The sequence below is a fragment of the Bacillus sp. FJAT-27916 genome (assembly GCF_001183965.1).
Classification (GTDB): Bacteria; Bacillota; Bacilli; order Bacillales; family Pradoshiaceae; genus Pradoshia.
Window position 1 is genome coordinate 991,164 of the sequence record NZ_LFZV01000001.1, and the last position, 25,608, is coordinate 1,016,771.

At 44.8% G+C, this 25,608-nt stretch carries 28 protein-coding genes and 1 other annotated feature; of the genes, 26 read left to right on the plus strand and 2 right to left on the minus strand.

Annotated elements, in window-relative coordinates:
* Positions 1-11: 11 nt before the first annotated feature.
* Positions 12-1,313 (plus strand): bifunctional folylpolyglutamate synthase/dihydrofolate synthase, encoded by a 1,302-nt coding sequence (locus AC622_RS04680; protein WP_049669997.1) that lies wholly within the window; start codon positions 12-14, stop codon positions 1,311-1,313.
* Between the two features lie 747 nt (positions 1,314-2,060).
* The gene (locus AC622_RS04685) at positions 2,061-2,810 is read left to right on the plus strand and encodes a prepilin peptidase (RefSeq protein WP_049669998.1); all 750 of its coding nucleotides are present in this window, start codon (positions 2,061-2,063) and stop codon (positions 2,808-2,810) included.
* A 373-nt stretch (positions 2,811-3,183) separates the two neighbouring features.
* Here AC622_RS04685 and AC622_RS04690 read toward each other — a convergent pair whose 3' ends face one another.
* A complete protein-coding gene (locus AC622_RS04690) occupies positions 3,184-4,410 on the minus strand; it encodes a glycosyltransferase family 2 protein (protein WP_049669999.1) in 1,227 nt (408 codons plus the stop codon).
* Between the two features lie 566 nt (positions 4,411-4,976).
* On the opposite strand from AC622_RS04690, the gene AC622_RS04695 reads away from it, so the two are divergent.
* The 18 genes from AC622_RS04695 to pheA all read left to right on the plus strand — a co-directional run bounded on the left by AC622_RS04695 (position 4,977) and on the right by pheA (position 19,605).
* Complete coding sequence (locus tag AC622_RS04695) at positions 4,977-5,930, plus strand: SPOR domain-containing protein (RefSeq protein WP_049670000.1); 954 nt, start codon at positions 4,977-4,979, stop codon at positions 5,928-5,930.
* Positions 5,931-6,109: 179 nt separating this feature from the next.
* On the plus strand, positions 6,110-6,670 hold the full coding sequence (locus AC622_RS04700) for a Maf family protein (RefSeq protein WP_049670001.1): 561 nt from the start codon (positions 6,110-6,112) through the stop codon (positions 6,668-6,670).
* Positions 6,671-6,704: 34 nt separating this feature from the next.
* On the plus strand, positions 6,705-7,391 hold the full coding sequence (radC, locus tag AC622_RS04705) for a RadC family protein (protein ID WP_049670002.1): 687 nt from the start codon (positions 6,705-6,707) through the stop codon (positions 7,389-7,391).
* Between the two features lie 283 nt (positions 7,392-7,674).
* Positions 7,675-8,685 (plus strand): rod shape-determining protein, encoded by a 1,011-nt coding sequence (locus AC622_RS04710; protein WP_049670003.1) that lies wholly within the window; start codon positions 7,675-7,677, stop codon positions 8,683-8,685.
* Between the two features lie 59 nt (positions 8,686-8,744).
* The gene (gene mreC / locus AC622_RS04715; protein ID WP_049670004.1) at positions 8,745-9,617 is read left to right on the plus strand and encodes a rod shape-determining protein MreC; all 873 of its coding nucleotides are present in this window, start codon (positions 8,745-8,747) and stop codon (positions 9,615-9,617) included.
* Entirely contained in the window at positions 9,617-10,129 is a 513-nt protein-coding gene (gene mreD / locus AC622_RS04720; protein WP_049670005.1) for a rod shape-determining protein MreD, read from the plus strand. The genes mreC and mreD overlap by 1 nt, the downstream gene beginning before the upstream one ends.
* A gap of 75 nt (positions 10,130-10,204) precedes the next feature.
* Positions 10,205-10,897: a septum site-determining protein MinC gene (gene minC / locus AC622_RS04725; protein WP_049670006.1), complete on the plus strand. Its 693-nt coding sequence runs from the start codon at positions 10,205-10,207 to the stop codon at positions 10,895-10,897.
* A 2-nt stretch (positions 10,898-10,899) separates the two neighbouring features.
* Positions 10,900-11,706, plus strand: coding sequence for a septum site-determining protein MinD (gene minD / locus AC622_RS04730; protein WP_049670007.1), 807 nt, complete (start codon positions 10,900-10,902; stop codon positions 11,704-11,706).
* Between the two features lie 129 nt (positions 11,707-11,835).
* On the plus strand, positions 11,836-12,618 hold the full coding sequence (locus AC622_RS04735) for a M23 family metallopeptidase (protein WP_049670008.1): 783 nt from the start codon (positions 11,836-11,838) through the stop codon (positions 12,616-12,618).
* On the plus strand, positions 12,611-13,477 hold the full coding sequence (locus AC622_RS04740; protein ID WP_049670009.1) for a M50 family metallopeptidase: 867 nt from the start codon (positions 12,611-12,613) through the stop codon (positions 13,475-13,477). Before AC622_RS04735 ends, AC622_RS04740 begins: the two co-directional genes overlap by 8 nt.
* Before the next feature lie 55 nt (positions 13,478-13,532).
* Positions 13,533-15,026, plus strand: a complete 1,494-nt coding sequence (locus AC622_RS04745; protein WP_049670010.1) for a ribonuclease E/G — start codon at positions 13,533-13,535, stop codon at positions 15,024-15,026.
* Between the two features lie 47 nt (positions 15,027-15,073).
* Positions 15,074-15,149, plus strand: a sequence feature (ribosomal protein L21 leader region).
* A gap of 14 nt (positions 15,150-15,163) precedes the next feature.
* Positions 15,164-15,472, plus strand: a complete 309-nt coding sequence (gene rplU / locus AC622_RS04750; RefSeq protein ID WP_049670011.1) for a 50S ribosomal protein L21 — start codon at positions 15,164-15,166, stop codon at positions 15,470-15,472.
* A 10-nt stretch (positions 15,473-15,482) separates the two neighbouring features.
* A complete protein-coding gene (locus tag AC622_RS04755; RefSeq protein WP_049670012.1) occupies positions 15,483-15,806 on the plus strand; it encodes a ribosomal-processing cysteine protease Prp in 324 nt (107 codons plus the stop codon).
* 15 nt (positions 15,807-15,821) lie between these two features.
* The gene (rpmA, locus tag AC622_RS04760; protein ID WP_049670013.1) at positions 15,822-16,112 is read left to right on the plus strand and encodes a 50S ribosomal protein L27; all 291 of its coding nucleotides are present in this window, start codon (positions 15,822-15,824) and stop codon (positions 16,110-16,112) included.
* A 229-nt stretch (positions 16,113-16,341) separates the two neighbouring features.
* Positions 16,342-16,872, plus strand: a complete 531-nt coding sequence (locus AC622_RS04765; RefSeq protein ID WP_156185555.1) for a Spo0B domain-containing protein — start codon at positions 16,342-16,344, stop codon at positions 16,870-16,872.
* A 43-nt stretch (positions 16,873-16,915) separates the two neighbouring features.
* On the plus strand, positions 16,916-18,205 hold the full coding sequence (gene obgE / locus AC622_RS04770) for a GTPase ObgE (protein ID WP_049670015.1): 1,290 nt from the start codon (positions 16,916-16,918) through the stop codon (positions 18,203-18,205).
* A gap of 32 nt (positions 18,206-18,237) precedes the next feature.
* The gene (locus tag AC622_RS04775) at positions 18,238-18,690 is read left to right on the plus strand and encodes an ACT domain-containing protein (protein WP_049670016.1); all 453 of its coding nucleotides are present in this window, start codon (positions 18,238-18,240) and stop codon (positions 18,688-18,690) included.
* Positions 18,691-18,759: 69 nt separating this feature from the next.
* Positions 18,760-19,605 carry a prephenate dehydratase gene (pheA, locus tag AC622_RS04780; protein ID WP_049670017.1) on the plus strand — a complete coding sequence of 282 codons (846 nt, stop codon included), beginning with the start codon at positions 18,760-18,762 and terminating at the stop codon, positions 19,603-19,605.
* 87 nt (positions 19,606-19,692) lie between these two features.
* On the opposite strand, the gene AC622_RS04785 is transcribed toward pheA, so the two are convergent.
* Complete coding sequence (locus AC622_RS04785; RefSeq protein ID WP_231589480.1) at positions 19,693-20,226, minus strand: transcription repressor NadR; 534 nt, start codon at positions 20,224-20,226, stop codon at positions 19,693-19,695.
* A 175-nt stretch (positions 20,227-20,401) separates the two neighbouring features.
* Between AC622_RS04785 and safA the strand changes: the two genes are divergently transcribed.
* The 6 genes from safA (at position 20,402) to AC622_RS04815 (ending at position 25,588) form a co-directional block, all read left to right on the plus strand.
* Complete coding sequence (safA, locus tag AC622_RS04790) at positions 20,402-21,685, plus strand: SafA/ExsA family spore coat assembly protein (RefSeq protein ID WP_049670018.1); 1,284 nt, start codon at positions 20,402-20,404, stop codon at positions 21,683-21,685.
* Positions 21,682-22,653, plus strand: a complete 972-nt coding sequence (locus tag AC622_RS04795) for a phosphotransferase (protein WP_049670019.1) — start codon at positions 21,682-21,684, stop codon at positions 22,651-22,653. Before safA ends, AC622_RS04795 begins: the two co-directional genes overlap by 4 nt.
* A 70-nt stretch (positions 22,654-22,723) precedes the next feature.
* Positions 22,724-23,272 carry a BofC C-terminal domain-containing protein gene (locus AC622_RS04800; RefSeq protein ID WP_049670020.1) on the plus strand — a complete coding sequence of 183 codons (549 nt, stop codon included), beginning with the start codon at positions 22,724-22,726 and terminating at the stop codon, positions 23,270-23,272.
* A 485-nt stretch (positions 23,273-23,757) separates the two neighbouring features.
* Positions 23,758-24,372, plus strand: a complete 615-nt coding sequence (gene ruvA / locus AC622_RS04805) for a Holliday junction branch migration protein RuvA (RefSeq protein WP_049670021.1) — start codon at positions 23,758-23,760, stop codon at positions 24,370-24,372.
* An 11-nt stretch (positions 24,373-24,383) separates the two neighbouring features.
* The gene (gene ruvB / locus AC622_RS04810; RefSeq protein ID WP_049670022.1) at positions 24,384-25,385 is read left to right on the plus strand and encodes a Holliday junction branch migration DNA helicase RuvB; all 1,002 of its coding nucleotides are present in this window, start codon (positions 24,384-24,386) and stop codon (positions 25,383-25,385) included.
* Positions 25,382-25,588: a DUF2905 domain-containing protein gene (locus AC622_RS04815; protein WP_082197016.1), complete on the plus strand. Its 207-nt coding sequence runs from the start codon at positions 25,382-25,384 to the stop codon at positions 25,586-25,588. The genes ruvB and AC622_RS04815 overlap by 4 nt, the downstream gene beginning before the upstream one ends.
* Positions 25,589-25,608 lie beyond the last annotated feature (20 nt).

The window sequence follows — 25,608 nt, forward strand, 5'->3', positions numbered from 1 at the left end:
GAGTGATTAGGATGATTCAAAGCTATGAGGACGCACTTGCCTTTTTGAATGAGCGTGCAGCCAAGCTTGGGATGGACTTTGGTCTTGAACGCATGGAAAGGGTGCTTGAGAGAATTGGAAATCCAGAAAGAAAGCTTCCGATGGTTCATATCGCCGGCTCGAATGGAAAGGGGTCGACCCTTGCCTTTTTGAAAGAAATCTTGATGACAGAGGGATATGATGTTGCCTCCTTTACTTCTCCTTATTTAGAAAAGGCGAATGAGCAAATAAGGATTAATGATGACATGATTACGGATGAAGAGCTCGTTGATTTATTGAATGAACTAATGCCTATCTTGAGGGAGGCCGATGATGAAGGCAGTTATTTAACCACCTTTGAAATCTACACGATCCTAGCCTTCATGTATTTTGAAAGAAGACACCCGTCCATTGCTTTGATTGAAACTGGGCTCGGAGGCAGGCTCGATTCGACAAATATTATTACCCCTATGCTTGCCATTATTACAAGTATCTCTCTTGAACATACGCAAATCCTTGGAAGCACCCTTGCTGAAATTGCTGTAGAGAAGGCTGGAATTATTAAAAAAGGCATTTCGGTCATAACGGGGGTTGAATCAGCGGAGGCGATACAGCCTATCATGAATAAAGCGGAGGAAGAACATGCTGAATTATATCGAATTGGCATGGATTTCTGGCCGGAGAACCGTGTACTTGAGGAGGGGGAGGAAGGCTTTGATTTTTGTTCGAAAGAGCTGAACTTTTCCGGGCTCACATTACGGATGCTCGGTCGGCATCAGCTGAACAATGCGTCATTGGCTGTTCAGGCTTGCGTGCTGCTTGATAGGAAATATGATTTCCCGGTGAGGGAGGCGAGTATCCGTTCTGGATTGCTGAAGGCGAGATGGGAGGGGCGCTTTGAGCAGGTTTCAAGCAATCCAGCCGTCATTCTTGACGGCGCCCATAATCTTTCAGGTATGAAGGTGTTGCTTCAAACGATAGAGGAGCGATATAAGGGAAGGAGAATTCACTTTGTCTTTGCAGCCCTGAAGGATAAGGATTATCAGAGGATGATCAAAGTGATTGAACGAAGGGCTGACAGCATTACCTTTACACAAACAAGGATGGAGCGGATGAATGAAGCGGAGGAATTATTTAAGACAAGTATCCTTAAGGAGAAATATATTGAAGAGAATTGGCAGGATGCGATTAGAAAGGCCTGCAAACGAATGAGAAAAGAGGATGTGTTAGTGATAACCGGCTCTCTTTATTTTTTGGCTGAAGCCCGACCGTTTCTGATTCGTGACCAAAAGTAATTTTTGATGACATGAGCTTTAATGACGAAAGAGCATAGGAAAAATGACTATCAGACTTAGGACCTTATTATTTAAAACATTATGTGACATTAATCGGAATATTTGATAAAATATGTTGTGTATATGGATAATAATACCTAAATAGGAATGGGGTGGAAGGAGGGCGGATAGCCTTATACACGCTATGACTGTTCGTTTCCCCTATTCCTTTTTATTAGGCTTACCATCTTGGCCTCCAATGTATTGAGTCCTCCATGCTTACAGAGACGGTTGAATTTTACGTTAAGAAAATAACGGCAAGTGTGGATCACAGGAGTAGATGAGCGTTTGTTCCGCAGGATGGTGTCCCTGCTTATCAGTGTGATGTGGTGGAAGATTGTATATTTCGAGTGTGTAGAACTACATAACTTTTATATGGTATTTTTTCAGGGGGAAGGGAGTGCAAACAGATAAGCTAAGGGGAAAAGGCCAACGGTGCTGTTTCGCTATTCTGGCGTTGGTACAAATAAGAAGAATGTTGAGGTATGATTATTTGATTCTGCATTATTCAAACGACAAAATGGAGAATATTTCGAGGATTTAGCAGATAAATCCCCAGTAACCTATTTTCAATAAGAGGATTGAGCTTTAATACATACAGTTAGTCTTAATGAAGCAATGTAATTATTCTATTATTAATAATGGAGTTAAAACGGCAGCAAATTTGCAAGAGACAATATTAAACTCATAGGAGAAGATGGCTAATAAATGATTACTCTTACTCTACTAATCTTCCTCGCCGGCCTCATCCTTGGCTCCTTCTATAATGTAGCTGGTCTGAGGATTCCGGCAAAGGAATCAATCGTAATGCCGAGGTCGGCTTGTCCGTCCTGCGGCCATACCTTGGCACCTCTTGAGTTAGTGCCTGTCATTTCGTATCTCGTTTTGAAGGGGAATTGCCGCAAATGCGGTAAGCGTATTTCTCCGCTTTATCCCATCATAGAGCTAATGACGGGGCTGCTATTTGCAGCAGCTCCGCTCCTGCTCGGATGGAGTATGGAGCTTATCATTGCATGGGCATTGATTTCGCTTATGGTAATCATTTTCGTATCAGATATTATGTACATGCTTATTCCAAATAAAATCCTGCTTTTTTTTACCATTGTTTTTTTATTGCTTCGGATATTCATCCCATTAGACCCGTGGTGGGATCCGCTTGCAGGAGGGCTTGCTGGTTTTATGATTCCATTTTTCATTGCCGTTATCAGTAAAGGCGGTATGGGCGGCGGGGATATAAAGCTGTTTTCCTTAGTCGGCTTTGCGATTGGGCTGAAAGGAGTACTTCTTTCTTTTATATTTGCAACGCTTTTGGGTGCGATTTTTGGGGGGGCAGGCTTAATTGCTGGATTGGTAAAGCGAGGAGAGCCAATGCCTTTTGGTCCATTCATCGCGGCAGGGACTATTTCCGCTTATTTTTTTGGACAGGATGTGCTTGATTGGTATTGGCGTTTTCTATAAGGGAAGTTAAGGCAGGCTGCCGATGCAGTTGTCTATGCATCTAGTATGATAAGGTGGTCGTGATTCCCATTTCAAGGGAAATCAATGGATATGATACTTGGAGTATGGGACGGTGGTTTTCTTTTGCATAAGTGATATCACAATACGGTCGGATTGTGAAGGAACAAAGGAAATCCTCTTTGCTGCTTAAAGAGAGCGCGGTCATCTTCTTAGAATGCCTGCTACAGTAGGTCGTTTGAATGCAGGTGAACATTCCCATTCCAGACTAACCATTTAATCTGTGAAACATTTACTTTAATTCCTTATATTTTTCTCATTCACAAATCATTCCTCTGAGTATCAGGTGCTCGAAACAGGCAAAAAAGGCTGCATATTATTTTTCAATAGCAACCCTTTCTGTTTTATCCCAGATAACTGTTCCGTTTCTCTTGTCTTTCATCATCAACACAAGTCCCCGGACTAATAAGAAAATGAATAGTTGAGCGTATGTGAAGTACATAAGTGATGCAGCTAATACGTTTTTCGCTGATAACTTCTTGTCATACCAAACCGCGCACAGTAACTGGATTGTGTAGGTCAGATAGGCAAGAAACCAGAAGAAAAGATAGTTAATTCCAGAGTTAAAATTGATGAAACCGAACAATCCTAATATAAACAAGATATTGGAAGAGAGAAGAAGGCCGCCAAAGATAACGTAAATAGTAAGATAATAAGTAAGGTGTATAATGCAAGGCTTCTTCCACCAATTTTTTTCTTTGAAGAACTTGAACATAATGTACAGGTTTCCTTGCAGCCAACGAGTCCTCTGTTTCATTAAAGCTTTTAAAGTTTGTGGCTCCTGTTCCCATGTCTGAGAATGAGGGTCAACAGCAATAACATATCCTTTAGACGAAAGGCGAATAGTTAATTCTGCATCTTCAGCTAAAGCGTATGGGTCATATGCACCAAGGTCCGTTATGATGCTTCGTTTTAATAACATATTGGTGCCGGGTAAAGAGCCAATCCTATGTAATGCATAACGGCCAGATTGCATAATCAATTGGAATGTTTTGAATTCTATTGCTATAAACCTTGTAAGCCAGTTATTTTGATCGTTTAAAGTTCTTACACAACCAACTGCCCCAGCAGCATTTTCTGTGTTCATTGTAATTTCCATCAAGCGAATAGCTGCATCGGGATTAGGTCGATTGTCAGCATCATATACAATGAAGTATTCTCCATCAGAAATGGATAAACCATAATTTAATACTCTGCTTTTTCCTCTTGGTTCATTGCTCTCAGGTACTTCGATGTGATGGATGTGAGCATGTTTATTGGCGAAGAATTCTGCTATCTCACCGGTCTTATCTTGAGAATTGTCATTCAGAACATAAATTTGTATATTTCCGGGATACTCAAGCTTGGCCATTGCAGATAAAGTATCCTTCATAACAATCTCTTCGTTATGAGAAGGGATTAGTACATCAAGTGAAGGGTATTCAGCCAGCGGATTAAGCCTTTTTGCTTTTTTTCGTTGGAATAAACCTACGACTGTAAGTACGGTATAGTATAGAAGAATGATCCAAAAGATGATGTTGGTGGTTAGGAAAAATGCTTTCATGACTTACTCCTTAAGGAAGTTCTACTAAACTCAAAGGGAACAGCTTTTGATTGGAGACACACCATTTATTATGGCTGCCGCTTACTTGATAGATTGTGTTTGGCAGTATTGACGATAATGAGACTCCTCCAAGTGATAATTATTGCTTTACCACCAATGTAAAACTCATAAAACATATAAATATTACCAATGATTTTTATTACTTTTTACTTCTGTTTGCTTTTGCGAAAATGTCCATCATCAAATTGGTAAGGAGACCAGGTAACCTCTATATATAATAGCAAGGAAATCGATTCAAGAAACCGGTATTCAAATGACCCGTTTGGAGTGGCGCTAGAAGATTATTTCGGGTAAACATTGACCCGGATACCGGGATGAAGTGGGAGGCAGAGATGAATCCGCCGCATGTTTTATTTATGGTCAGCGTATGCTTCATAGGGATGAAGAGCATGCGGGAGATGTGGAAGCCTAGAAATTTGACGAAAGCTTTTTGGACAAGACGACAAGAGTCTTGTTCTTTTTTTGGCGGTGGATGATAAGATGGTCTAAAACGCGGAGGCCATGCAATGGACAAGCCAACACAGGAGAGAACAATCATTGTTAATGTGAACGGGGAGCAAAGGGTGTACAAATGGATATCGAGTGAGGATCCGGACATAAGGGAAACCCTTGAACAGGTGGCCAGCAGTGTGGAGGAGGAACCGGAACCTCCGCTTTGGATTGTCCCTGGCGGGGGTGAAGAGAAGGCCACAATAGATGGAGGGAAAAAGCCAAAGAAAACATGGACATTTGGGAAAGTTAAACCCAGTAAGAAGCGGTTGTTCGGAGTGGGTCTGCCTGTTCTTGTGGCCCTTGTCACAGGGACGGTGTTCGGAATTATTGCCCTAAAGATGGTTCTCTTTGGCGGGACCGGTGAGAAAGTGGGACAGCAGCAGTCAGGCTTGCCGACCCTCGGTGCGGCTGTTTCAGAATCTGAAGGTCAGCCTGTCAGCAAGGAATGGACAGCCTTCATGGTTCAAGGTGGAGTATACTCCTCGAAGGAAGCTGCCGAGGAGCGGGTTCTTCTTCTTGAGGAGGATGGATACTCGCCAATCATTTTAAAGCAGTCCGACCAATGGTATATTTACCTCGGTACAGCTGGCAGCCTTGAGGATGCGAAGCAATTAGCCGTGTTCTTTAACAAGAAGGGAACTGAGACGTTTTGGAAGGAAGTCCAATTCTCAGGGAAAAGCCGTCAAGGCTACACGAAAGCAGAACAAAAAGCCATTCAAGCGATGCTTCTTAATGTGCAGCAATACGATGCTGTTACAGCGAAGCATTTAATGGGTGATAAGACATCTGCGCCAAAGTCAGAAGCATTCTCATTAGAAAAGGTGCCGGATAATTTGCAAAATATGTACAATTTGAATTCCAGCATGAAGAAGCTTTGGACTCAATACGAGCAGGAGTCAAAGCCAGAGCTATTGATGCAGATCCAGCAGTGTACCCTCCAATTCGCTGTTGAATGGAGCAAATTGTGAACTCTATTTCTCGGGAAATAATCATCTTTAAAGGGTGAAGCTACCCTGAAAAGGCAGAGAGTGGATGATGCCGCTCTTTTTTCTTTTGTGTGGAAGCAATAGGGAATTGAGAAAGGTGTCGCATTCTGTTAGGATTAATATGTATCTCCCTATCTAAACTTTTCATAGCAGGTGACAAAATGAATCTAATCTTAGCTTCTTCTTCCCCAAGAAGAAAGGAATTACTCGAACTTCTCGGCATCCCCTTCCAGGTGAAGGCAAGTGATGTGGAGGAGACCTATCAGGATGGACTGCAGCCTCATGAAATCGTTATGGAATTGGCGCGCATAAAATCAAATGCAATCGCTGAAACTACCAAGAACTCCATTGTGATAGGTGCAGATACAATCGTCGTCTCAGACGGAAGAGTGTTGGGAAAGCCCAAGGGTAAGGCGGATGCTATCTCCATGCTGACGCAATTATCCGGCAAGGTCCACCAGGTCTATACAGGTGTGGCTCTTGTGAAAGAAGGCCGTACCCATCTTTTTTATGAGAAGACAGATGTTGAATTTTGGCCATTAGACACGCAGGATATTGAGCAATATGTGTTGACAGGAGAGCCGTTTGACAAAGCGGGTTCCTATGGCATTCAGGGATATGGTTCCTTACTCGTTAAAAGAATAGAAGGAGATTATTTCACGGTTGTAGGATTGCCCGTTTCAAGGCTGAATCGGGAGCTGAAGGACATCATGCATACGTAAAGGCCCCCGCTCCGTCAATGGAATGGAGGATGATATGGATACGCAAATTATGATTCGGGATTACCCGAAGGATGAACGTCCGCGTGAGCGATTCCTGCAATACGGAGGAGAAAGTCTCTCCAACCAAGAATTACTTGCCCTTCTCCTTAGGACAGGGACGAAAGAGGATTCCGTGATGGTCTTGGCCAACCAGCTTCTGACGAGGTTTGGCGGTTTAAGACTCCTGAAGGAATCCACAATTGAAGAAATGACTGCGATCAAGGGAATAGGGGAAGCGAAGGCAGTCCAGTTGGCTGCTGCGATGGAACTTGGCCGCAGAATAAGCAATCTGACGAACGAGGAACGGTATGTGATCCGGTCTCCAGAGGATTGCGCCAATTATTGCATGAATGATATGCGCTTTTTATCTCAGGAACATTTCGTCTGCCTTTATCTAAATACCAAAAACCAAATATTGCACAAGCAAACCATCTTCATCGGCAGCTTAAACGCCTCTATTGTCCATCCCCGAGAAGTCTTCAAAGAAGCTCTCCGCAGGTCAGCAGCATCTATTATATGCTTGCATAACCACCCCTCAGGTGACCCGACCCCAAGCCGAGAAGATATTGAAGTGACGAAACGCCTTGTCGAGTGCGGAAGAATCATGGGAATTGAAGTGCTGGACCATTTGGTTATTGGAGAGAAGAAATATGTCAGTCTGAAAGAAAAAGGATATTTATAATACTATGAATTCAAAAAAGGATGAGCTATAATATAACGTATGATTTTTTAACTGGGTTTATTTTCAGCCTCTTACGGAAAAAAAGCTCTGTTATGCGTTATTATTGCTGAAATAAGGCGAAAATCCGCGGATGATCTTCTGAATGGAAGAATGGATTTATGCAGATATCGACAATATAATTAACAAAGTCATGAAGATAAACTCTTTTACCTATATAGAAAAATATAATGGAAAAAATTCATGCCTAATATGGAATACGTTTCAGAAAGGGAGATATTAAAAAATGCTTGGAAATAGAGATTTAGGAATTGATTTAGGAACTGCCAATACGCTGGTTTATGTAAAAGGAAAAGGAATCGTTGTGCGTGAGCCATCCGTTGTGGCTTTCCAAACTGATACAAAATCAATCGTTGCTGTCGGTAATGATGCGAAGAATATGATTGGCCGTACACCGGGGAATGTTGTTGCTCTTCGCCCGATGAAAGACGGGGTAATCGCTGATTACGATACAACAGCTACGATGATGAAATATTATATGAAGCAAGCGTTGAAAAACCAAGGCTTGTTTGCCCGTAAGCCATATGTCATGGTTTGTGTGCCATCCGGCATTACAGCCGTTGAAGAAAGAGCGGTTGTGGATGCAACTAGACAAGCTGGCGCACGTGATGCTTATACAATTGAAGAACCATTTGCGGCAGCAATCGGTGCGAACCTGCCTGTATGGGAGCCGACAGGAAGCATGGTTGTTGATATCGGCGGCGGTACAACTGAAGTGGCTATTATCTCCCTTGGCGGTATTGTAACAAGTCAATCCATCCGCATTGCCGGTGACGAAATGGATGAAGCAATCATTAACTACATCCGTAAGAATTACAATCTTATGATTGGTGATCGTACATCTGAAGCCATCAAATTGGAAATCGGTTCTGCTGGTGATCCAGAAGGTGTTGAAAACATGGAAATCCGCGGCCGTGACCTGTTGACTGGATTACCAAAAACAATTGAAATCACGCCTGAAGAGATTGCAAAAGCGTTGCATGATACTGTTTATGCGATTGTTGATGCCGTGAAGAACACGCTTGAAAAAACTCCGCCAGAACTTGCTGCGGATATTATGGACCGCGGAATTGTCTTGACAGGAGGCGGAGCTTTACTTCGCAACCTTGATAAGGTGATTTCTGAAGAAACAAAAATGCCTGTCTTAATTGCGGAAAACCCGCTTGACTGCGTAGCAATTGGTACAGGAAAAGCGCTTGACCATATCCATTTGTTCAAGGGGAAAGCAACGAAATAAAAACCGAATAAAGCCTGAAAAATCCCGAAAGAGGATAATAACGATGAAGGAGCAAGAATATGCCGCAATTTTTCTTAAACAAAAAATTGATTATCTTGCTGATTAGCATCATCTTTCTGGTGTCTTTAATAGGGTTCTCACTTAGGGAAAGAGATGAACTAAGCTGGCCGGAACAGTTTATGAAGGACTCTGCCGGCTTTGTGCAAACAATTTTCCATAAGCCCGCTTCTGCAATAGCGGGCTTTTTTGAGAATCTTTCCGATTTAAGAAATACATATGAGGAAAATAAAAATCTTAAAGCGCGCCTGGAAGAGTATGTGAAGCTTGAAACAGAAATTTATGATCTAGAAAAAGAAAACAAAGAGCTGCGAGCAATGGTTGAAAAAGAAGAGTCGCTCAGTGAATTTACCGTCACTCAAGCGACCGTTATCGGAAGAAGTCCGGAACGCTGGCATGAAACCTTGACCGTGAGCAAGGGAAGTGTCAATGGGATTGAGAAGAATATGGCTGTCATAACGGCTAAAGGCTTGATTGGCAAGGTGAAAAGTGTGTCCCAATTTACGTCCACTGTTCAGCTGCTGACAGCACTTGACCCGCAAAACCGCATCTCCGCTGTCGTGCAGGGGAAGAAGCCCGCATACGGCTTTATTCAAGGGTTTGATGAGGATAAGCAAGCGCTCATGCTCACAGGACTATTGTATGATGCGGATATTAAGGAAGGCTCCAATGTGGAAACCTCCGGCCTTGGAGGTGTATTCCCTAAAGGACTGGTTGTCGGCAAAGTGGAAGAGGTTATCATTGATCAGTATGGATTGACACAGACGGCTTATATTAAGCCTGCAGCCAATTTTGATGATGTCAACGATGTCATGATTGTTAAACGTTCGACTGCCGAGGTCGATACAGAAAGTACTGAGGGGGATGACCTATAATGAAAATTAGGGTATTCCTTCTTGCGGTGCTTGTCTTTATTTCAGAAGGTATTTTCGTAGAGGTATTCTCAAGCCTCCTCAATAAGACGGATTATATTCTCGTACCGAGGTTCATTATGATTTTCTTAGTGTTCTTGACCGTATACGGCAAGAAGGAAATGGCTATATGGTATGGTTTCGGGCTTGGAATTTTTTACGATGTTGTTTATACAGAAATACTGGGCATTTACACGTTCACCCTGCCATTAATGGTCTACCTTTCATCTCAGCTGATGAAGGTTTTGCAAGTGAATCTGGGAATTGTCTCAACGGTCAGCCTGCTTGCAATATCTGTTCTTGAGATCATCGTGTATGAGGTGAACAGTTTGATTGGTTTTGCTTCATTGAGTTTCATTGATTTTGCAAAAATGAGATTGCTGCCTACTTTACTGCTGAATCTTGTTTTCCTCATTCTATTTGCGCATTTATTTGCAAAATGGATGAAGAAATGGGTAGTAGAGGAAGACCTCTAAGCGGCGGAATACCGCTAAAAGAGGATTTGCCAGCGCTTATGTCGAATTAAATTGCATTGAGGTGAGCACGACGTCATGGGGAAAAAAACTGTACAGCATGTTATGATTAAAGGAAGTAAACAAGGATTAATGATTGTCATTGATGACACATCCTCCTTTTCTGAAGCAATGAGGGACCTGGATGAAAAGCTGTCCATTCATCATCAGCATCTGGCGAATAATGAGCCGGCATCCAGTATACACGTCACTATACATACGGGTAATCGATATTTAACGGATGAGCAAGCCACTCATCTTGTGGAATTGGTTGAGAAAAAAGGATATATGACCGTAAAGGATGTCGAATCAAATGTCATCCTTTTGGAAGAATCGAAGCGAATGGCAGAAGAAGTGGCTGTCACAAAGGAAATGAAGATTGTTCGCTCTGGTCAGGTGCTTGAGGTGAAGGGAGATCTTCTCCTTGTCGGTGATGTCAATCCTGGAGGTACCGTTAAGGCCGGCGGCAATATATTTGTGATGGGCACATTGCGAGGAAGGGCCGAAGCAGGCATTAATGGCAATAAGGATTGTGTGATTTCAGCTTCTGTCTTTAAGCCGGCGCTGATTACCATTGGGGATATATTGTATAACTCCTTTGATCATCATGAGCAGGATGACCAGATGATGGCATGTGCTTATGTGAATCAATCGAATGAAATCATGTTTGATAGATTGCAAGTCTTGAGTAAAGTGAGACCGAATATATCCTTATTTGAGGAGGGCGTATAGCCATGGGAGAGGCCATCGTAATTACTTCCGGAAAAGGCGGTGTCGGTAAAACGACAACAAGTGCCAATGTCGGAACAGCCTTGGCGTTAATGGGGAAAAAAGTCTGTTTGGTCGATACAGATATCGGATTAAGAAATTTAGATGTAGTCATGGGGCTTGAGAACCGGATTATCTATGATTTGGTGGATGTCATTGAAGAAAGATGCAAGGTGCATCAAGCGCTCGTTAAGGATAAACGCTTCGAAGACAGGCTTTATTTAATGCCTGCAGCACAAACGGCGGACAAGTCTTCGGTTACACCGAAGCAAGTAAAGAAATTAATTGAGAGTTTGAAAGTCGATTTCGACTATATTATTATTGACTGCCCCGCAGGAATTGAACAAGGCTACCGCAATGCTGTTGCGGGTGCGGATAAGGCGATTGTTGTGACGACCCCAGAAACAACAGCCGTCCGTGATGCAGACCGAATTATCGGCTTGCTGGAGAAGGAGCCGGATGTTGAAGCTCCTAAGCTCGTAATCAACCGGATCCGAAGTCATATGCTTAAGCAGGGGGATGTACTTGATATTGATGAGATCACTAACCATCTCTCCATCGATCTGATTGGTATTGTCGCTGATGATGATGATGTCATTAAAGGGTCTAACCAAGGTGAACCCATCGTGTTTGACCCAAACAATAAGGCGTCCATCGCTTACCGTGACATTGCGCGCCGGATATTGGGCGAGTCCATTCCGCTTAAACCGCTGGAGGAAACGAAGACAGGTGTCTTCACGCGCATAAAAAAATTATTCGGTGTTAAAAATTAATCCCAAAAGGCCTGCTCAGCTGGTAAACCTAGCTGCAGCGGGCCTTTTTTGCGTTATCATCTCCAGTCATAGCTTGGACGAGAAACTCATAGTTTTAATTAACATGGTATTTCTTAAGGGGTGAAGGGGATGGCATACAAAAACAGCGCAGATGTCCGCAGACGGATAGCCCAGCGGCGGAAGAACAGAGAGAAGAACCTTGGTTATCAGAAAAAGGAGGCTCAGAGAGAGAGTCCGATTCTCGCTGACAAGGAGCTTGATTGGGGTGCGGAGAATATGGTCGTTTACGATGAGGGAATCAAAAGTCCTCCTAATAAGGTGTTTATCAAGAAGGAATGGATGCTCTTTCAGGTATTGGCCTCGACCTGCCTCGTGCTTGTAATGGCCATTGTTTACAGAACATCAGCGCCTTGGACAGATGATGCTAGAGAGCTTATCGGTGGAGTGTATGAGCAGGAATTTCAGTTTGCGAGTGTTGTTAATTGGTTTGATGAAACCGTTGGCCAGCCATTTGCCTTCCTTCCGGAGAATGCAGACAAAGAAAAGGAAGAAGATTTTTCTATGCCTGCAAGTGGGACAATCATGGAGAGCTTTGAGAACAATGGTCAAGGGGTTATTGTGAAGACGGCCGCAGCAGCCTCTGTTGGAACCGTGAAAGAAGGAGTAGTCATCTATGCGGGTGAAAAAGAGGAATATGGAAAAACGGTCATTATTCAGCATGCTGACAAGAGTGAATCCTGGTATGGAAGCTTAGAATCGATTGATGTGAGTCTTTACGAACAGGTTAAGAAAGGGGCAAAGCTTGGAAGGGTTCAAGCTTCAGAGGAAGAGGAGGGGAAAGGAGAATTTTACTTTGCGCTGAAATCCGAAGGTCGGTTCATTGACCCGGGTGAGGTGATTTCCTTTGAATAAGATTCTGCCGGTACTCTGGAAGATTCGAATTCATCCGTTGACATGGGCGGTTATGGGACTGGGAGTCATTACAGCGCAGTTTGCGGAAATATTGATGATGTTTTCGCTCGTCCTAATTCACGAGCTTGGCCATGCCGCAGCAGCGCAAATATATGGCTGGCGCATAAAGGCGGTCACGCTCCTTCCGTTTGGAGGGGAGCTTGAGACAGAGGAGCATGGGAACCTTCCTTGGAAGGAAGAGCTGGCTGTGCTGCTGGCTGGCCCGGCGCAGCATCTCTGGCTTTACGGGGCAGCCTTCCTTTTCAATGTGAACGAATGGATGCCTGGTCATCTTTATCAAGAGTTTCTCCTTTTCAATACAGTCATACTGGCAGTAAATCTTTTGCCAATCTGGCCGCTTGATGGGGGGAAGCTTCTGTTTATCCTGCTAAGCCTCCGTCATCCATTCGTCCAGGCACACCGCTTAATCATTCAGTATTCTCTTGTTTCTCTGGCTATTTTATTAGCTGGCCTATTAATGCTTAATCCACTGAATTTCAACTGGTGGGTCATTGCCGGATTTCTCGGATATTCGCTTTGGAAGGAATGGAAGCACCGTCAATATGTGTTCATGCGTTTTTTGCTTGAGCGGCATTATGGTCATCAGCAGGATATTCGGGCAATCTCAAGGCTTGAGGCGGAAAAGGAAACGCCCATCTTTGAGATTCTTGAGCATTTCCGGAGGGATAATAAGCATGTCATCGTCATTAAGAATGAAAGGAAGGAAATTGGCAAGCTGGATGAGTCAGAGGTGCTTCATGCCTGCTTTACCTCAAAGCTTGCCTACAGGCCGATTGGGGAGCTGCTCTATCCTTATTGACTGGCAGAGGCGTACTCGCTAAAGTTAGAGTAAGAGCCAGTTGGAGGATATTTTTATGGATAAAATTTTATTGGATTATCAGAATGGAGAAAAAAGGCTTGGCATCTGGAGGGATGGCAGGCTTCACGTATTCCATATTGAACGTGACGGAGAGGGTCCGTATGCAGGCAATCTGTATGCCGGAATTGTGCGGGAAGTTGTGCCTGGCATGAATGCGGCCTTTGTGGATATCGGACTTGAAAAGAATGCCTATTTGCCTTTTGAGGAGACACCGCGCTACCAGCTCTCGGACGGAAAGCCGGGCGTCGCCTATGTGAGGCAGGGAGAGAAGCTTCTTGTCCGGGTTGTGCGCGACCCTCAAGGAACGAAGGGAGCAAAGGTGAGCGCGCTGATTGAGATCTCTCATCCTGAACTTGTGTTAATTAAGGGAGAGCATTTCGTCCGAACCTCCAAAAATGCAAGCCGCCAAACGGCAGATAAATGGAAAGGCATTGCTTTAGACCATTTGCGGGAAGATGAGGGAGTGATTGTCCGTACGCAGCTCCTTGAGGCAGGAGAAGGAGAATTCGTGAACAGGCTTGCGAGACTTCGTGAAAGATATGAGGTGCTTATTCAGCGGGCAGATTCCGTGAAGGCGCCAGGGCTTGTAAGCGGGCATAATCGGATGACGCAAATCGTGCAAAAATGGACGGATGGAACTAGCGGGGAGTGCTACACAAACTCCTCTGAGGGAGTCAGCCTTCTAAAGGAGGCTGTTTCTACAAATGACTGGACGATTTCGCGGGCAAAGAGCAAAATTCCTCTATTTGAAGAGCATCAGGCAGAGGCAGACCTGGAAAAGGCCGTAAAAAAAATCATCTGGCTCTCTAATGGTGCCTATTTGCTATTTGAGCGTACGGAAGCTATGCATGTCATTGATGTGAACACGGGGAAATTCACCGGCAAGCATGACCAGCGGAAAACGATGCTTGAGACGAACCTGCTTGCTGCAAAAGAGGTTGGACGCCAAGTCATCCTGCGGAATTTATCCGGCATCATTATTGTCGACTTTATCAATATGACCTCAAATGCAGACCGCAAGAAGGTAAAGGAAGAGATGGAGTCAGCGCTTGGGCGTGATTTGACGCGGTCGGTCGTTGTCGGGTTCACAGAGCTTGGCCTTTTGCAAATCACACGCAAAAAAGAAGGGCCGGACCTATATGAGCTCATGCTTGATGATTGCCCGCGCTGTCATGGGAACGGACATATTCAAGGGAATAAGGCAGAGTGGCATGAATTATCAAGGCAGCTCGAGGGCATGCGTTATGTGATGGATGAGTGCATCTGGATTGATGCTGATCCGGAATTCTTCGCCCTTTTAAAGGAGCGGAGAAAAGAACTGGAACCGCATGGGAAGCAGGTTCTATTCAGACAGGCGGCAGTAGAAGGAAATCATCGTTTCGTCATTCGTGCAACGGGGTCCGTTAAAGAGCTTGATGAGAGAGCGAGACGTGCATCCTCTCAACAGGAAGGGGACAGCCTGCTGCGATTGAAGCTAAAAGAAGATTGACAATGAATGTCTCTATATGATAGTATTTGTTTGTTATGTTTGTAGCACCCATGCTACAACCGCTCATGTCAGGTTATAAGTCCGCATCTGTGGCGCCTGCCGTTGGCGAGTCTTAGATCATTCAAGGAGGTGCAGGTATGTACGCAATTATCGAAACTGGTGGTAAACAAGTTAAAGTCGAAGAAGGTCAAACTATCTACGTTGAAAAATTGAACGTTGAAGAAGGTGGATCTGTTACTTTCGACAAAGTTTTATTCGTTGGTGGAGACGATGTGAAAGTTGGAAGCCCTGTTGTTGAAGGCGCTACTGTAACAGGTAAAGTTGAAAAACAAGGTAAAGACAAAAAAATCATCGTTTTCAAATACAAAGCGAAAAAGAACAACCGTAAGAAACAAGGTCACCGTCAGCCTTACACTAAAGTAACGATCGAGAAGATCAGCTTCTAAGGCGACGCGCATGATTAAAGTAAAGGTAGTTCGAGATGGCGAGCGAGTTCAATCGTTCAGCCTGTCAGGACACGCCGATTTTGCAAGAAAAGGTCAGGATATTGTTTGTGCCGGGGTATCGGCGGTAGCCTTCGGCTCTGTCAATGCCATTCTAAGCTTAACAAATGTGAAGCCTAAGATTGACCAGGCTGGCAAAGAGGGCGGCTATCTCGAAGTCACTTTTCCGGTAACGGAGGAGGACGAAAAGGTACAGCTTCTTATTCAAGCCATGCTTGTGTCCCTGCAGACAATTGAACGTGACTATGGCAAATACATGAAAATTATAAATAGCTAACAGGAGGTGGAATAAATGTTAAGATTGGATCTTCAATTCTTCGCTTCCAAAAAGGGAGTAGGTTCCACAAAGAACGGACGTGACTCCATTTCCAAACGTCTTGGCGCTAAACGTGCTGATGGCCAATTTGTAAGTGGTGGTTCTATTCTTTACCGTCAACGTGGTACAAAAATCTATCCAGGTTTGAACGTTGGACGTGGTGGAGACGATACACTTTTCGCTAAGGTAGACGGCGTTGTTAAATTCGAGCGCTTAGGCCGCGACAAGAAACAAGTGAGCGTATACCCTGTAGCACAAGAAGCATAATAATAACAAACAATGAAGCTCTGACCTCATCGGTTGGAGTTTTCTTTTTATAAGCCTCCTATGCTTAATAAGCTTGATGTTACACTTCCTTATAGACCCCAAATATATTGCTGCTGACGATGTATTCCTCTCCTGAAGAAATAAGGAAACAGCTATGCTATACTAGTATAAACATATGTAGAATAAATCAGGACCTCATTTAAATTATCCGACAGGAGAATGTATGGAGATGGAGACTAAATGGACCACTATCGATTTATTGAGGCACTCACGGCATGATTGGCTGAATAAGATTCAGCTGATTCAAGGTAATCTAGCATTAGGAAAAATGGACCGCGTGTCAGGGCTAATTGAGGAAATCATTATAGATGCGAAACAGGAAGCGAAAGTGTCGAACTTGGACATGCCATGCTTGGCAGAATTGTTGCTGACAGGCAATTGGCTTCATTATACATTCGAGCTCGGATATGAGATTATCGACGATATTAGCGGGCTTGCTAAATATGACAGCAGGCTGACAGGCTTTGTGCGTGATTTCTTTGATGCACTGAATCAGCAGCTGACCGGCAGTTCCGTACATACACTGATGGTTATGATCAGCGGGTCTGAAGAAGCTGCCTTGAGGGTCGGATTCGATTTTCAGGGACATGTAGATAGTCTTGATTGTCTTTTTGATGGCCTTTCGGTGCCGGATTTTATAGAAATGTCAGTCCCCTCAGGTGATAAAAATTCTTTTTTCTTTGAATTAACGGTAAGATAGCAACAAAGAGAAACAGGTGAAAGAAAGTAGGTGTCAAACGCCCATGTTTGTGGATCAGGTCAAGATTTACGTAAAAGGCGGTGACGGCGGAAACGGAATGGTAGCCTTCCGCCGAGAAAAGTATGTGCCAAAAGGAGGCCCAGCCGGAGGTGACGGCGGGCATGGTGCAAATGTTGTGTTTGAAGTAGAAGAAGGACTTCGGACATTAATGGATTTCCGATATAAGAGGCATTTCAAGGCTCCGCGCGGAGAACACGGAATGTCCAAGAATCAGCACGGTAAGAATTCACCGGACATGATTGTCAAGGTACCGCCGGGTACGGTTGTATCTGATGCAGATACTGGTGAAATCATTGCTGATTTAACCGAGCACGGCCAGCGTGCGATTATTGCTAAAGGCGGACGCGGCGGACGCGGTAATACCCGTTTTGCCACACCAGCGAATCCCGCACCGGAATTATCCGAAAAAGGTGAACCGGGTGTTGAACGAAATATCATTATGGAATTGAAATTGCTCGCTGATGTCGGGCTTGTTGGATTCCCAAGTGTCGGGAAATCAACCTTGCTGGCATCTGTCTCAGCAGCGCGCCCGAAAATCGCAGAATATCATTTCACAACGATTGTTCCGAATTTAGGCGTGGTGGAAACAGAGGACGGACGCAGCTTCGTTATGGCAGACCTTCCAGGATTGATTGAAGGGGCTCATGAAGGCGTTGGATTAGGTCATCAATTCCTCCGTCATATTGAACGGACACGTGTCATTGTCCATGTCATTGATATGTCCGGCCAGGAAGGGCGCGATCCATACGAGGATTATGTGACGATTAATAAGGAGCTTGAGGAATACAATCTCCGCTTGACAGAAAGGCCTCAAATCATTGCTGCAAGCAAGATGGACATGCCGGATTCCGAGGAGAACCTAAAGGCCTTCAAGGAACGCCTGGAGGAGGATGTACAAATCTTCCCGATTTCATCTGTTACACGTGAAGGGTTGCGCGAGCTTCTCTATGCGGTAGCCGATAAGATTGAAGAAACGCCGGAATTCCCGCTTGAGCATGATGAAGACCAGACCGGTGTTCACCGTGTCCTTTATAAGCATGAAGCAGAAAAAGAAGAGTTCATGATTACGCGTGAATCTGACGGCACATTTGTCGTAACAGGCGAGAAGCTTGAGAAGCTCTTCAAGATGACTGATTTCAGCCGTGATGAATCCGTTAAGCGTTTTGCCCGCCAGCTTCGTGCAATGGGCGTAGATGAGGCCCTCCGTAAGCGCGGTGCCGAGGATGGAGATATTGTCCGCTTGATGGAATATGAATTCGAATTTATTGATTAAGCTTGGTTGAATGGTGATTAGGGGGCGTTTGGATGCAGAAAAAGTTGGATAAGCGATTTTTCCTCGTAAGGGAGGATGTTTTGCCAGAGGCTATGCAAAAAACGCTGCAGGCAAAAGAGATGATTGAACGCGGCAAGGTCCTGTCTGTGTGGGATGCGGTCAATAAGGCCGGTCTGAGCAGAAGTGCCTTCTATAAATACCGTGATACAGTCTTTCCCTTCCATAGTGTTGTGAAGGAGAGGATTATTACGCTCTTCTTTCATCTTGAGGACCGCTCTGGCACACTGTCAGAGCTCCTGCAGATTGTTGCCTCATCCGGGTGCAACGTTCTGACTATTCATCAAACCATCCCCCTTCAAGGAAAGGCGAATGTCACCCTTTCCTTGAATACAGGGGATATGCAGATTGATATGAATGAATTTATCCATCGATTAAAGAGCTTGGAGTTTGTTGATAAGGTAGAAATACTTGGCTCGGGTGCCTAATGGCTGAAAGAACCGGGCCTCTTTCTTATAAAGAGAGAAGTTCAGCTAGACGACTAGGGGGAAAGACAGTTGGAGAAGATTGCGTTTCTAGGTCCAAAGGCAACATTCTGTGATTTAGCAGCAACTAAATTATTTGATAATTCCGAAAGAATAGCGTTCGGCACAATACCTGAATGCATAGATGCAGCAGACAAAGGGGAAGTGGATTATGCGGTTGTTCCGCTTGAGAATGCGCTGGAGGGCTCAGTCAATATTACGATGGACTATTTAATCCATGAAGTGCGTGTACCAATTGCGGCTGAGTTTTCCTCGCCTATCCGCCAGCATTTAATGGTCCATCCAAGGCGTGCAGAGCAGCTCGGAGAAATCGAGTGCATTTATTCGCACAGCCATGCAATTGCTCAATGCCATAAATATTTACACGGAGAGCTGAAGGGTGTGAGATGTGAGAATGTCACCTCAACAGCTTTTGCGGCTCAATATGTCAGTGAGCATCCAGAGGAAGCAGCTGCTGCGATTGCCAATGAGATGGCCGCCGCGGAATACGGGCTTTCGATTGTGAAGCCAGATATACATGATTATGCCCATAACCACACCCGCTTTGTTGTACTCAGCCATAAACCAATTGGTGAACGATTAGATGGGCTCGCGCGGAAAGGGGAGAAAACAACGGTGATGGTCCTGCTGCCGGCTGACCATGCCGGAGCGCTCCATCAAGTCTTGTCTGCGTTCTCCTGGCGTAAGCTCAACCTCTCAAAGATTGAATCCAGGCCGCTTAAAACAGGCTTAGGGAATTATTTCTTCATCATCGATATCGACCAGCTTATGGATGATGTCCTTCTCCCTGGAGCGATCGCTGAAATGGAGGCGCTCGGCTGCAAGGTCCATGTCATGGGAAGTTATTATAGTTATTAGATAGAAAAAAGAAAGCTGCCTTTAAGAACCGATTAATAAAAGGTTTTGATGGCGGCTTTTTTTGTTCTTCTCCGTTCTCGAGACAGTCTATTCGATTAAGAAACCGGCCTTGCGCAAGGCATCGGCAGCATTCTGAAGCTGCTCCTCAGTCGGGGCTTCAAGTGTATGCAAATGAATCCCGTTTGTCAGCTGGGATAAGAGGGCGGCATTCGTCGTCTTTAGCTTCATAATAAACTGGCGGACATCGCTTCGGTTTGAAACCATGATGGAGGCGGTGAGGTCGCCGTAAAGCGGGTGTTCAACCTTTACATCCTTGACGGTCACACCGCAATCGACGATGAGCTGCAATTCTTTCTCTGTATCTTCCGGCGGGTGCTCGCTTGCGATAATCATGCTTTTAAGGGCAGGCCTGCGCTCTTCGTTCTGAAGGTAGAGATAGCCGTTAGGTGTAGCGATAATGGGGTGATTACGCGCTTTAAGGAGGGTGATATCTCCTACAATAATCTGACGGCTGACGGAGCAAAGCTTGGCTAGCTCAACCCCTTTGATCGGTTTTGTTTCTTCTTTTAAAATGCTGACAAGATAGTCTCTGCGTTCATCCGCACTGTACTTTTTCTCCAAAAGTCCAATCCTCCTTATTTCTTTTGGAAATTTATTTTCCTGTTTGTCCTCATTGTAACACAGGGGTTTTTTCTCATAAATAGATAGGGCATCGCATAAATTTTCTTGAAACATAATAGCAATCTGCCCAATCAATCATAGTATATATGGACATTTGTGTGAGGAGGGATGAGGCGTGAAGATTCATATCGTCCAAAAAGGCGACTCATTATGGAAGATTGCTAAGAAGTATGGCGTGAATTTTGAACTGTTAAAGAAAACGAACTCACAGCTTAGCAATCCAGATATGCTTATGCCCGGCATGAAGATAAAAATTCCTGAAACGAATTCTTCTCCCAAGAAAGAAACAGATACAAAGGTGAATTTTGGGGTGAAGGAAGCACCAATCCAGAATGTGACGCAAGCCAAACCGCAGCCAATGAAGCAGCCTGCTGTGAAGGAAATGCCGAAGATGCCGACCCAGAAGAAGGAAAGTGTAAAAGAAATGCCGAAGATGCCGTATGTGGCACCAAAGGCAACGGTTAAACCCATTATCCCGGACATAGATATCAATAATTATTACATGATGAATATGACCAAGATGGAAGTGCCGCCGCCGATGCCGATTTATAAGGAAATGCCAAAGAAAGAGGAGCCGGTCATTCTGAAAGAACAGCCAATCAAGGAAATGCCGAAAGTGGAATCCCCTGAGCCAATGCCGATGCCTGAGCCAATGCCGATGCCAGCACCGCCGAAGTATGAGTATTGTCCGCCAGTGGTCCCTTATTATGAGCCTTGCTGTTACCCGTACATGTATAATCCATGCTATCCGTATCAAATGCCATACATGCCGCAGCCAATTCCTGCTCCATATTACCAGCCGATGATGAATCCTCAAGGCCAGGGTTCTGCGATGGAAAGCTTCCACTATGAGCAGGAATCAATGGAATTTCCAATGCATGGTCAAGGACAAATGCCGCAGGGTGTTATGCCGCAGCCAATGGTTATGCAGCCGCAGCCATACTATATGATCCCACAACAGCCGGTTATGCCAAGCTATGGCTACGGTCAACACCAGCAGCCATATGGCATGATGGGCCATGATGGAATGATGATGCATGGACAGGATGGAGAATCAAGCAATGATATCCATGGCGGTGCTTACATGCCTTATGACGGGTATATTCCGCAATGCGGATTTACGCCTTCACCGCAAGCAGGAGGTCAGGGTGCTTATTACCAGCCGGTTACTCAATCGGCCCAGCAATATTCTGAACAGATGCAGCAGCCAAATGTGCAGAATCCATTTGCATCTCAGCCAATGCCCTATCAAGATGTGAGCGGGATGAAGGGAAGCTCAGAAAGTGTGCCATTCTATAATCCCCACGCTTCTCAAATGATTCCTCGCATTAATCCTGCAGCTTTTGATCGGCCTGGAGCTGACGATGAAGAAAGCAGTGAGCAAGACGGTCAGTCATGAGCAGAAAACGTGCAGGAGGCACCCTTAGGGGCTGTCTCCTTTCGTATTTTAAACAGATGAATGTCCCAATCCGGGCAATGAAGCCAATCAAGCCTGATTTAATGCTTGTACAGACAGAGAAGGGCAAGACATTGGTTGCAAAGCGATTCAAAGGCGAGAAAAGCCTTTTAAGGCAAATGGAATTTCTGACTCTCCTTAGAGAATCGGGATTTCATAACTCCTATGTATTCAGCGAGTCTTTTCCTCCATTCGAATATGGTGCAAAAAGCATTGGGTTTCTTTCTTATATCCCGCCTCATGAGCAGTCCTTCACCTATCGAAATCAACGGGAAAGGGCAGAGGGACTTGTATTGCTGAAGAAGATGCATGCCGCATCAATCCGAATCTCTCATCGCCTGAGATATCTGCCTGACCTGCCGTATAATCAGGTGAGTAAATGGAAAGAACGATTGGCAGAGTTCAAACGAAATGAGACCATCTTGAGGCCGTTCCTGCCAGAAAAGGTGTATCAGGGATATGCTTCGATGGGGAAATGGGCACTTAGGGAGCTTAAAGGCCAGGAAATTGGTGAAGGGGAGGAGCCGGTCATCATTCACGGCGACCTTGCCCATCATAACTTCTTAAGGCGGGAGGATGGAAAGCTTTTCTTAATAGACTTCGATCTTATGGCAAGAGCTCCCGCTATCGTTGATGATCTTCAATATGCGAACAGACTATTAGTCTATAATGGCTATTCCCTAAAGAATATTCTGTCTATGCGGCCCTTTCGTGATTATGCAGTCAGCCGTGAATTCTTGATAGGGCTTGGTTATCCGACCGATATTTATCGTGAATGGAACCGTATTTGCCGGGATAATTTGTGGACTGACCGCCGGCGAATGAGGGTCATGCATGAGTATACGCTTAATGATTATCAGGAGAGACTGCGCTTTTTCAAGAAAATCAAGCATGCTGTGGATAATTTGTAATAATCTTCTTGCATTCCGGACATACTAGTTCATGAGAATGAATATAAAAGATGGGATGGGGTGTAAGAGGATGAGGTTACGCGGCTTTATTACAGCTTGGGCTTTGTTGTCTTTGTTTGGGATCCAAGGAGCGGAGGGTCCAGTAAATATAGCGGCAGAGGCTGCGGTCAATCCATCCGTCGAGGTTGGTGAGCCGGTTCCAATACAGCGGACCATCATCTTGCAGCGTGTCTATTTAGACGGAGAAATAAGCGAAGAAACAATTGAGGAAACGATTATTTCAATGGATGACTTCTGGCGGAAATATGATAAATGGCTGCTAGTTGACCAGAATGACAGCCAGCTTGTATTCCAGACTTATGTGGATGATATCTCGCCTCTTTTGAAAGGCAATGGGTATTTTGGAATCAAAGCTGATGGGACAATCAGTATTTTCAATGGGAAGCCAGTAAAAGATCAGGTCATTCAGTCCTTTTACCAAATCGATCTGAAAAAGCTGGAATCAAGCCAGCAAACGGAGCTCTTAAAGGGTGTTAAGATTGAGAATAAGGAGCGGTATAAGCAATTTTTGGAGGTATATAAGCCATACTCCATTTCGACTATGAAAACACTGCACTAAAAAGGAAGAGGCTGGGACATAAGTAATTCAGCCAATCATAAACCCGAATGATTAGACGGTCATGAATGAATCTATCGTCTAATCATTCGGGTCTTTATTTGTTGTATTCCATGCATGAGTTGATTGAGGCTTTCTACTATTAGTGAATAGTGGGATGGAGAGAAATGCACTCGACTCCTGCGGGAAGTAGAGAAAAGGCCTGAGACCCCACAGGCGTAAGTGCCGAGGAGGCTCAGCTTCCTCAGCGGAAAGCGAGTGAATTTCACACAATGGAAGATACTTGTACTTCCAGCTGCTATTGAATAGGAAGATTATGCTGCAAACACTCGTTTTTGAGAATCATTTATTTCGTTTTGTCCCTGCCTCTTTTTTTATCCACTCATGTGCCTATAAGTCAAAAATGCAAACATTTGTGCTGAGTTGAGTATGATGGATAAATATAGTGTGGTACAATGGTTTACAGTCGAAAAAGAGGAGAGGTCAAGGTGTACGATTTCATTAAAGGAAGGGTAGACTATGTCTGTCCTGAATATATAGTAATAGAAGCGAACGGGATTGGCTATCTGATTCAGGCACCCAACCCGTTTGTGTTCTCTGGCGGAGATGAAGAGAAGAAAATCTTTGTTCACCATTATGTCAGGGAGGATGCGGTCGCTCTTTATGGCTTTACTTCCCGCGAGGAGAAGAAGCTGTTTATGAAGCTGCTCAATGTGACAGGAATCGGTCCAAAAGGTGCGCTGGCGGTGCTTGCGACAGGCCGTGTGGATCAAGTTGTTGAGGCTATTGAGGCAGAGGATGAGAAGTTCCTTGTGAAATTCCCTGGAATCGGGAAGAAGACAGCAAGGCAAATGATTCTCGACTTGAAGGGCAAGCTCGATGATGTGGCTCCTGATGCCTTCCCAGATCTATTCTCCACAGAGGGCGGTAAGGAGTTGAGCGGCTACAGCAAGACCAATCATGAACTCGAGGAAGCCTTGCTTGCGCTTGAAGCCCTTGGATATTCAAGCAAGGAGATCAAGAAGGTTGTAGCACAACTTGAGAAAGAAAAGAAAACGACTGAAGAGTATATTAAGGATGCCTTACAGCTCATGCTGAAATAGGAGGTATGAACATGGATGAGAGAATCATGGACATAGAGGCACAAAATCAGGATGAGGCGTTTGAGTTCAGCCTCAGGCCGCAAAACCTCAGCCAGTATATTGGACAGGATAAGGTGAAGGAGAATTTGCGCGTTTTTATAGATGCGGCCAAGATGAGGGAGGAAGCCCTCGACCATGTCCTTTTATACGGACCGCCGGGACTCGGGAAAACGACGCTTGCTGCGATTATTGCCAATGAGATGGGGGTGGCTCTTCGGACAACCTCTGGCCCGGCTATTGAACGCCCGGGTGATTTGGCAGCCATATTGAGCGCCTTGCAGCCTGGAGAGGTATTATTTATTGATGAGATTCACCGCCTGCCTAAATCCGTGGAAGAGGTTCTCTATCCTGCGATGGAAGATTTCTGCCTTGATATTGTCATAGGAAAAGGGCCAGGTGCTAGGTCTGTCCGCATTGATCTTCCTCCGTTTACCCTTGTCGGAGCAACGACAAGAGCGGGCTCCGTTTCAGCCCCGCTGCGGGACAGGTTTGGGGTTGTGTCCCGATTGGAATACTATTCAGAGATTCAATTAAGGGAAATCGTTAAACGTACCGCACAAGTGCTTGATACGGAAATTGACGAGCATGCGGCAAGCGAAATCGCCCGCCGTTCTCGTGGAACCCCGCGGATTGCCAACCGCCTTCTTAGAAGGGTTCGAGACTTCGCCCAGGTGCGTGGTGACGGAAATATTGTGTTTGAACTAGCGGATTATGCCCTTGAGCTCATGCAGGTTGATAAGGTTGGTCTGGATCAAATTGACCGGAAGCTCTTGCTTGGCATTATTGAGAAATTTAAGGGCGGACCTGTGGGCCTGGATACGATTGCAGCGACAATCGGGGAAGAGTCGGGAACAATTGAAGATGTGTATGAGCCGTATTTAATGCAGATTGGGTTTATGCAGCGCACGCCGAGAGGGCGGGTTGTCACCGATCATGTGTACAGACATTTTAATATTGAGGTGCCAAATCCATGAATCAATTGCCAAAAACGATTATGATAGTGGGTGTGGTTATTTTTGCCGTCGGATTTTTGATGCAATTTATCAAGCTCGGCCGGCTGCCAGGCGACATCATCATCAAGAAGGAGAATACAACCTTCTACTTCCCGTTAATGACCTCCATTATTGTCAGTGTCATATTAACGGGTCTGTTATATGTAATAGGAAGATTTAAATAAGTAATTGGAAATGGAAGTGT

Excerpts from the sequence above, each read along its gene's own strand:
- AC622_RS04680 (WP_049669997.1), top strand. The coding sequence starts at position 12 with ATGATTCAAAGCTATGAGGACGCACTTGCCTTTTTGAATGAGCGTGCA.
- AC622_RS04685 (WP_049669998.1), top strand. The coding sequence starts at position 2,061 with ATGATTACTCTTACTCTACTAATCTTCCTCGCCGGCCTCATCCTTGGC.
- AC622_RS04690 (WP_049669999.1), bottom strand. The coding sequence starts at position 4,410 with ATGAAAGCATTTTTCCTAACCACCAACATCATCTTTTGGATCATTCTT.
- AC622_RS04695 (WP_049670000.1), top strand. The coding sequence starts at position 4,977 with ATGGACAAGCCAACACAGGAGAGAACAATCATTGTTAATGTGAACGGG.
- AC622_RS04700 (WP_049670001.1), top strand. The coding sequence starts at position 6,110 with ATGAATCTAATCTTAGCTTCTTCTTCCCCAAGAAGAAAGGAATTACTC.
- radC (WP_049670002.1), top strand. The coding sequence starts at position 6,705 with ATGGATACGCAAATTATGATTCGGGATTACCCGAAGGATGAACGTCCG.
- AC622_RS04710 (WP_049670003.1), top strand. The coding sequence starts at position 7,675 with ATGCTTGGAAATAGAGATTTAGGAATTGATTTAGGAACTGCCAATACG.
- mreC (WP_049670004.1), top strand. The coding sequence starts at position 8,745 with ATGCCGCAATTTTTCTTAAACAAAAAATTGATTATCTTGCTGATTAGC.
- mreD (WP_049670005.1), top strand. The coding sequence starts at position 9,617 with ATGAAAATTAGGGTATTCCTTCTTGCGGTGCTTGTCTTTATTTCAGAA.
- minC (WP_049670006.1), top strand. The coding sequence starts at position 10,205 with ATGGGGAAAAAAACTGTACAGCATGTTATGATTAAAGGAAGTAAACAA.
- minD (WP_049670007.1), top strand. The coding sequence starts at position 10,900 with ATGGGAGAGGCCATCGTAATTACTTCCGGAAAAGGCGGTGTCGGTAAA.
- AC622_RS04735 (WP_049670008.1), top strand. The coding sequence starts at position 11,836 with ATGGCATACAAAAACAGCGCAGATGTCCGCAGACGGATAGCCCAGCGG.
- AC622_RS04745 (WP_049670010.1), top strand. The coding sequence starts at position 13,533 with ATGGATAAAATTTTATTGGATTATCAGAATGGAGAAAAAAGGCTTGGC.
- rplU (WP_049670011.1), top strand. The coding sequence starts at position 15,164 with ATGTACGCAATTATCGAAACTGGTGGTAAACAAGTTAAAGTCGAAGAA.
- AC622_RS04755 (WP_049670012.1), top strand. The coding sequence starts at position 15,483 with ATGATTAAAGTAAAGGTAGTTCGAGATGGCGAGCGAGTTCAATCGTTC.
- rpmA (WP_049670013.1), top strand. The coding sequence starts at position 15,822 with ATGTTAAGATTGGATCTTCAATTCTTCGCTTCCAAAAAGGGAGTAGGT.
- AC622_RS04765 (WP_156185555.1), top strand. The coding sequence starts at position 16,342 with ATGGAGACTAAATGGACCACTATCGATTTATTGAGGCACTCACGGCAT.
- obgE (WP_049670015.1), top strand. The coding sequence starts at position 16,916 with ATGTTTGTGGATCAGGTCAAGATTTACGTAAAAGGCGGTGACGGCGGA.
- AC622_RS04775 (WP_049670016.1), top strand. The coding sequence starts at position 18,238 with ATGCAGAAAAAGTTGGATAAGCGATTTTTCCTCGTAAGGGAGGATGTT.
- AC622_RS04795 (WP_049670019.1), top strand. The coding sequence starts at position 21,682 with ATGAGCAGAAAACGTGCAGGAGGCACCCTTAGGGGCTGTCTCCTTTCG.
- AC622_RS04800 (WP_049670020.1), top strand. The coding sequence starts at position 22,724 with ATGAGGTTACGCGGCTTTATTACAGCTTGGGCTTTGTTGTCTTTGTTT.
- ruvB (WP_049670022.1), top strand. The coding sequence starts at position 24,384 with ATGGATGAGAGAATCATGGACATAGAGGCACAAAATCAGGATGAGGCG.
- AC622_RS04815 (WP_082197016.1), top strand. The coding sequence starts at position 25,382 with ATGAATCAATTGCCAAAAACGATTATGATAGTGGGTGTGGTTATTTTT.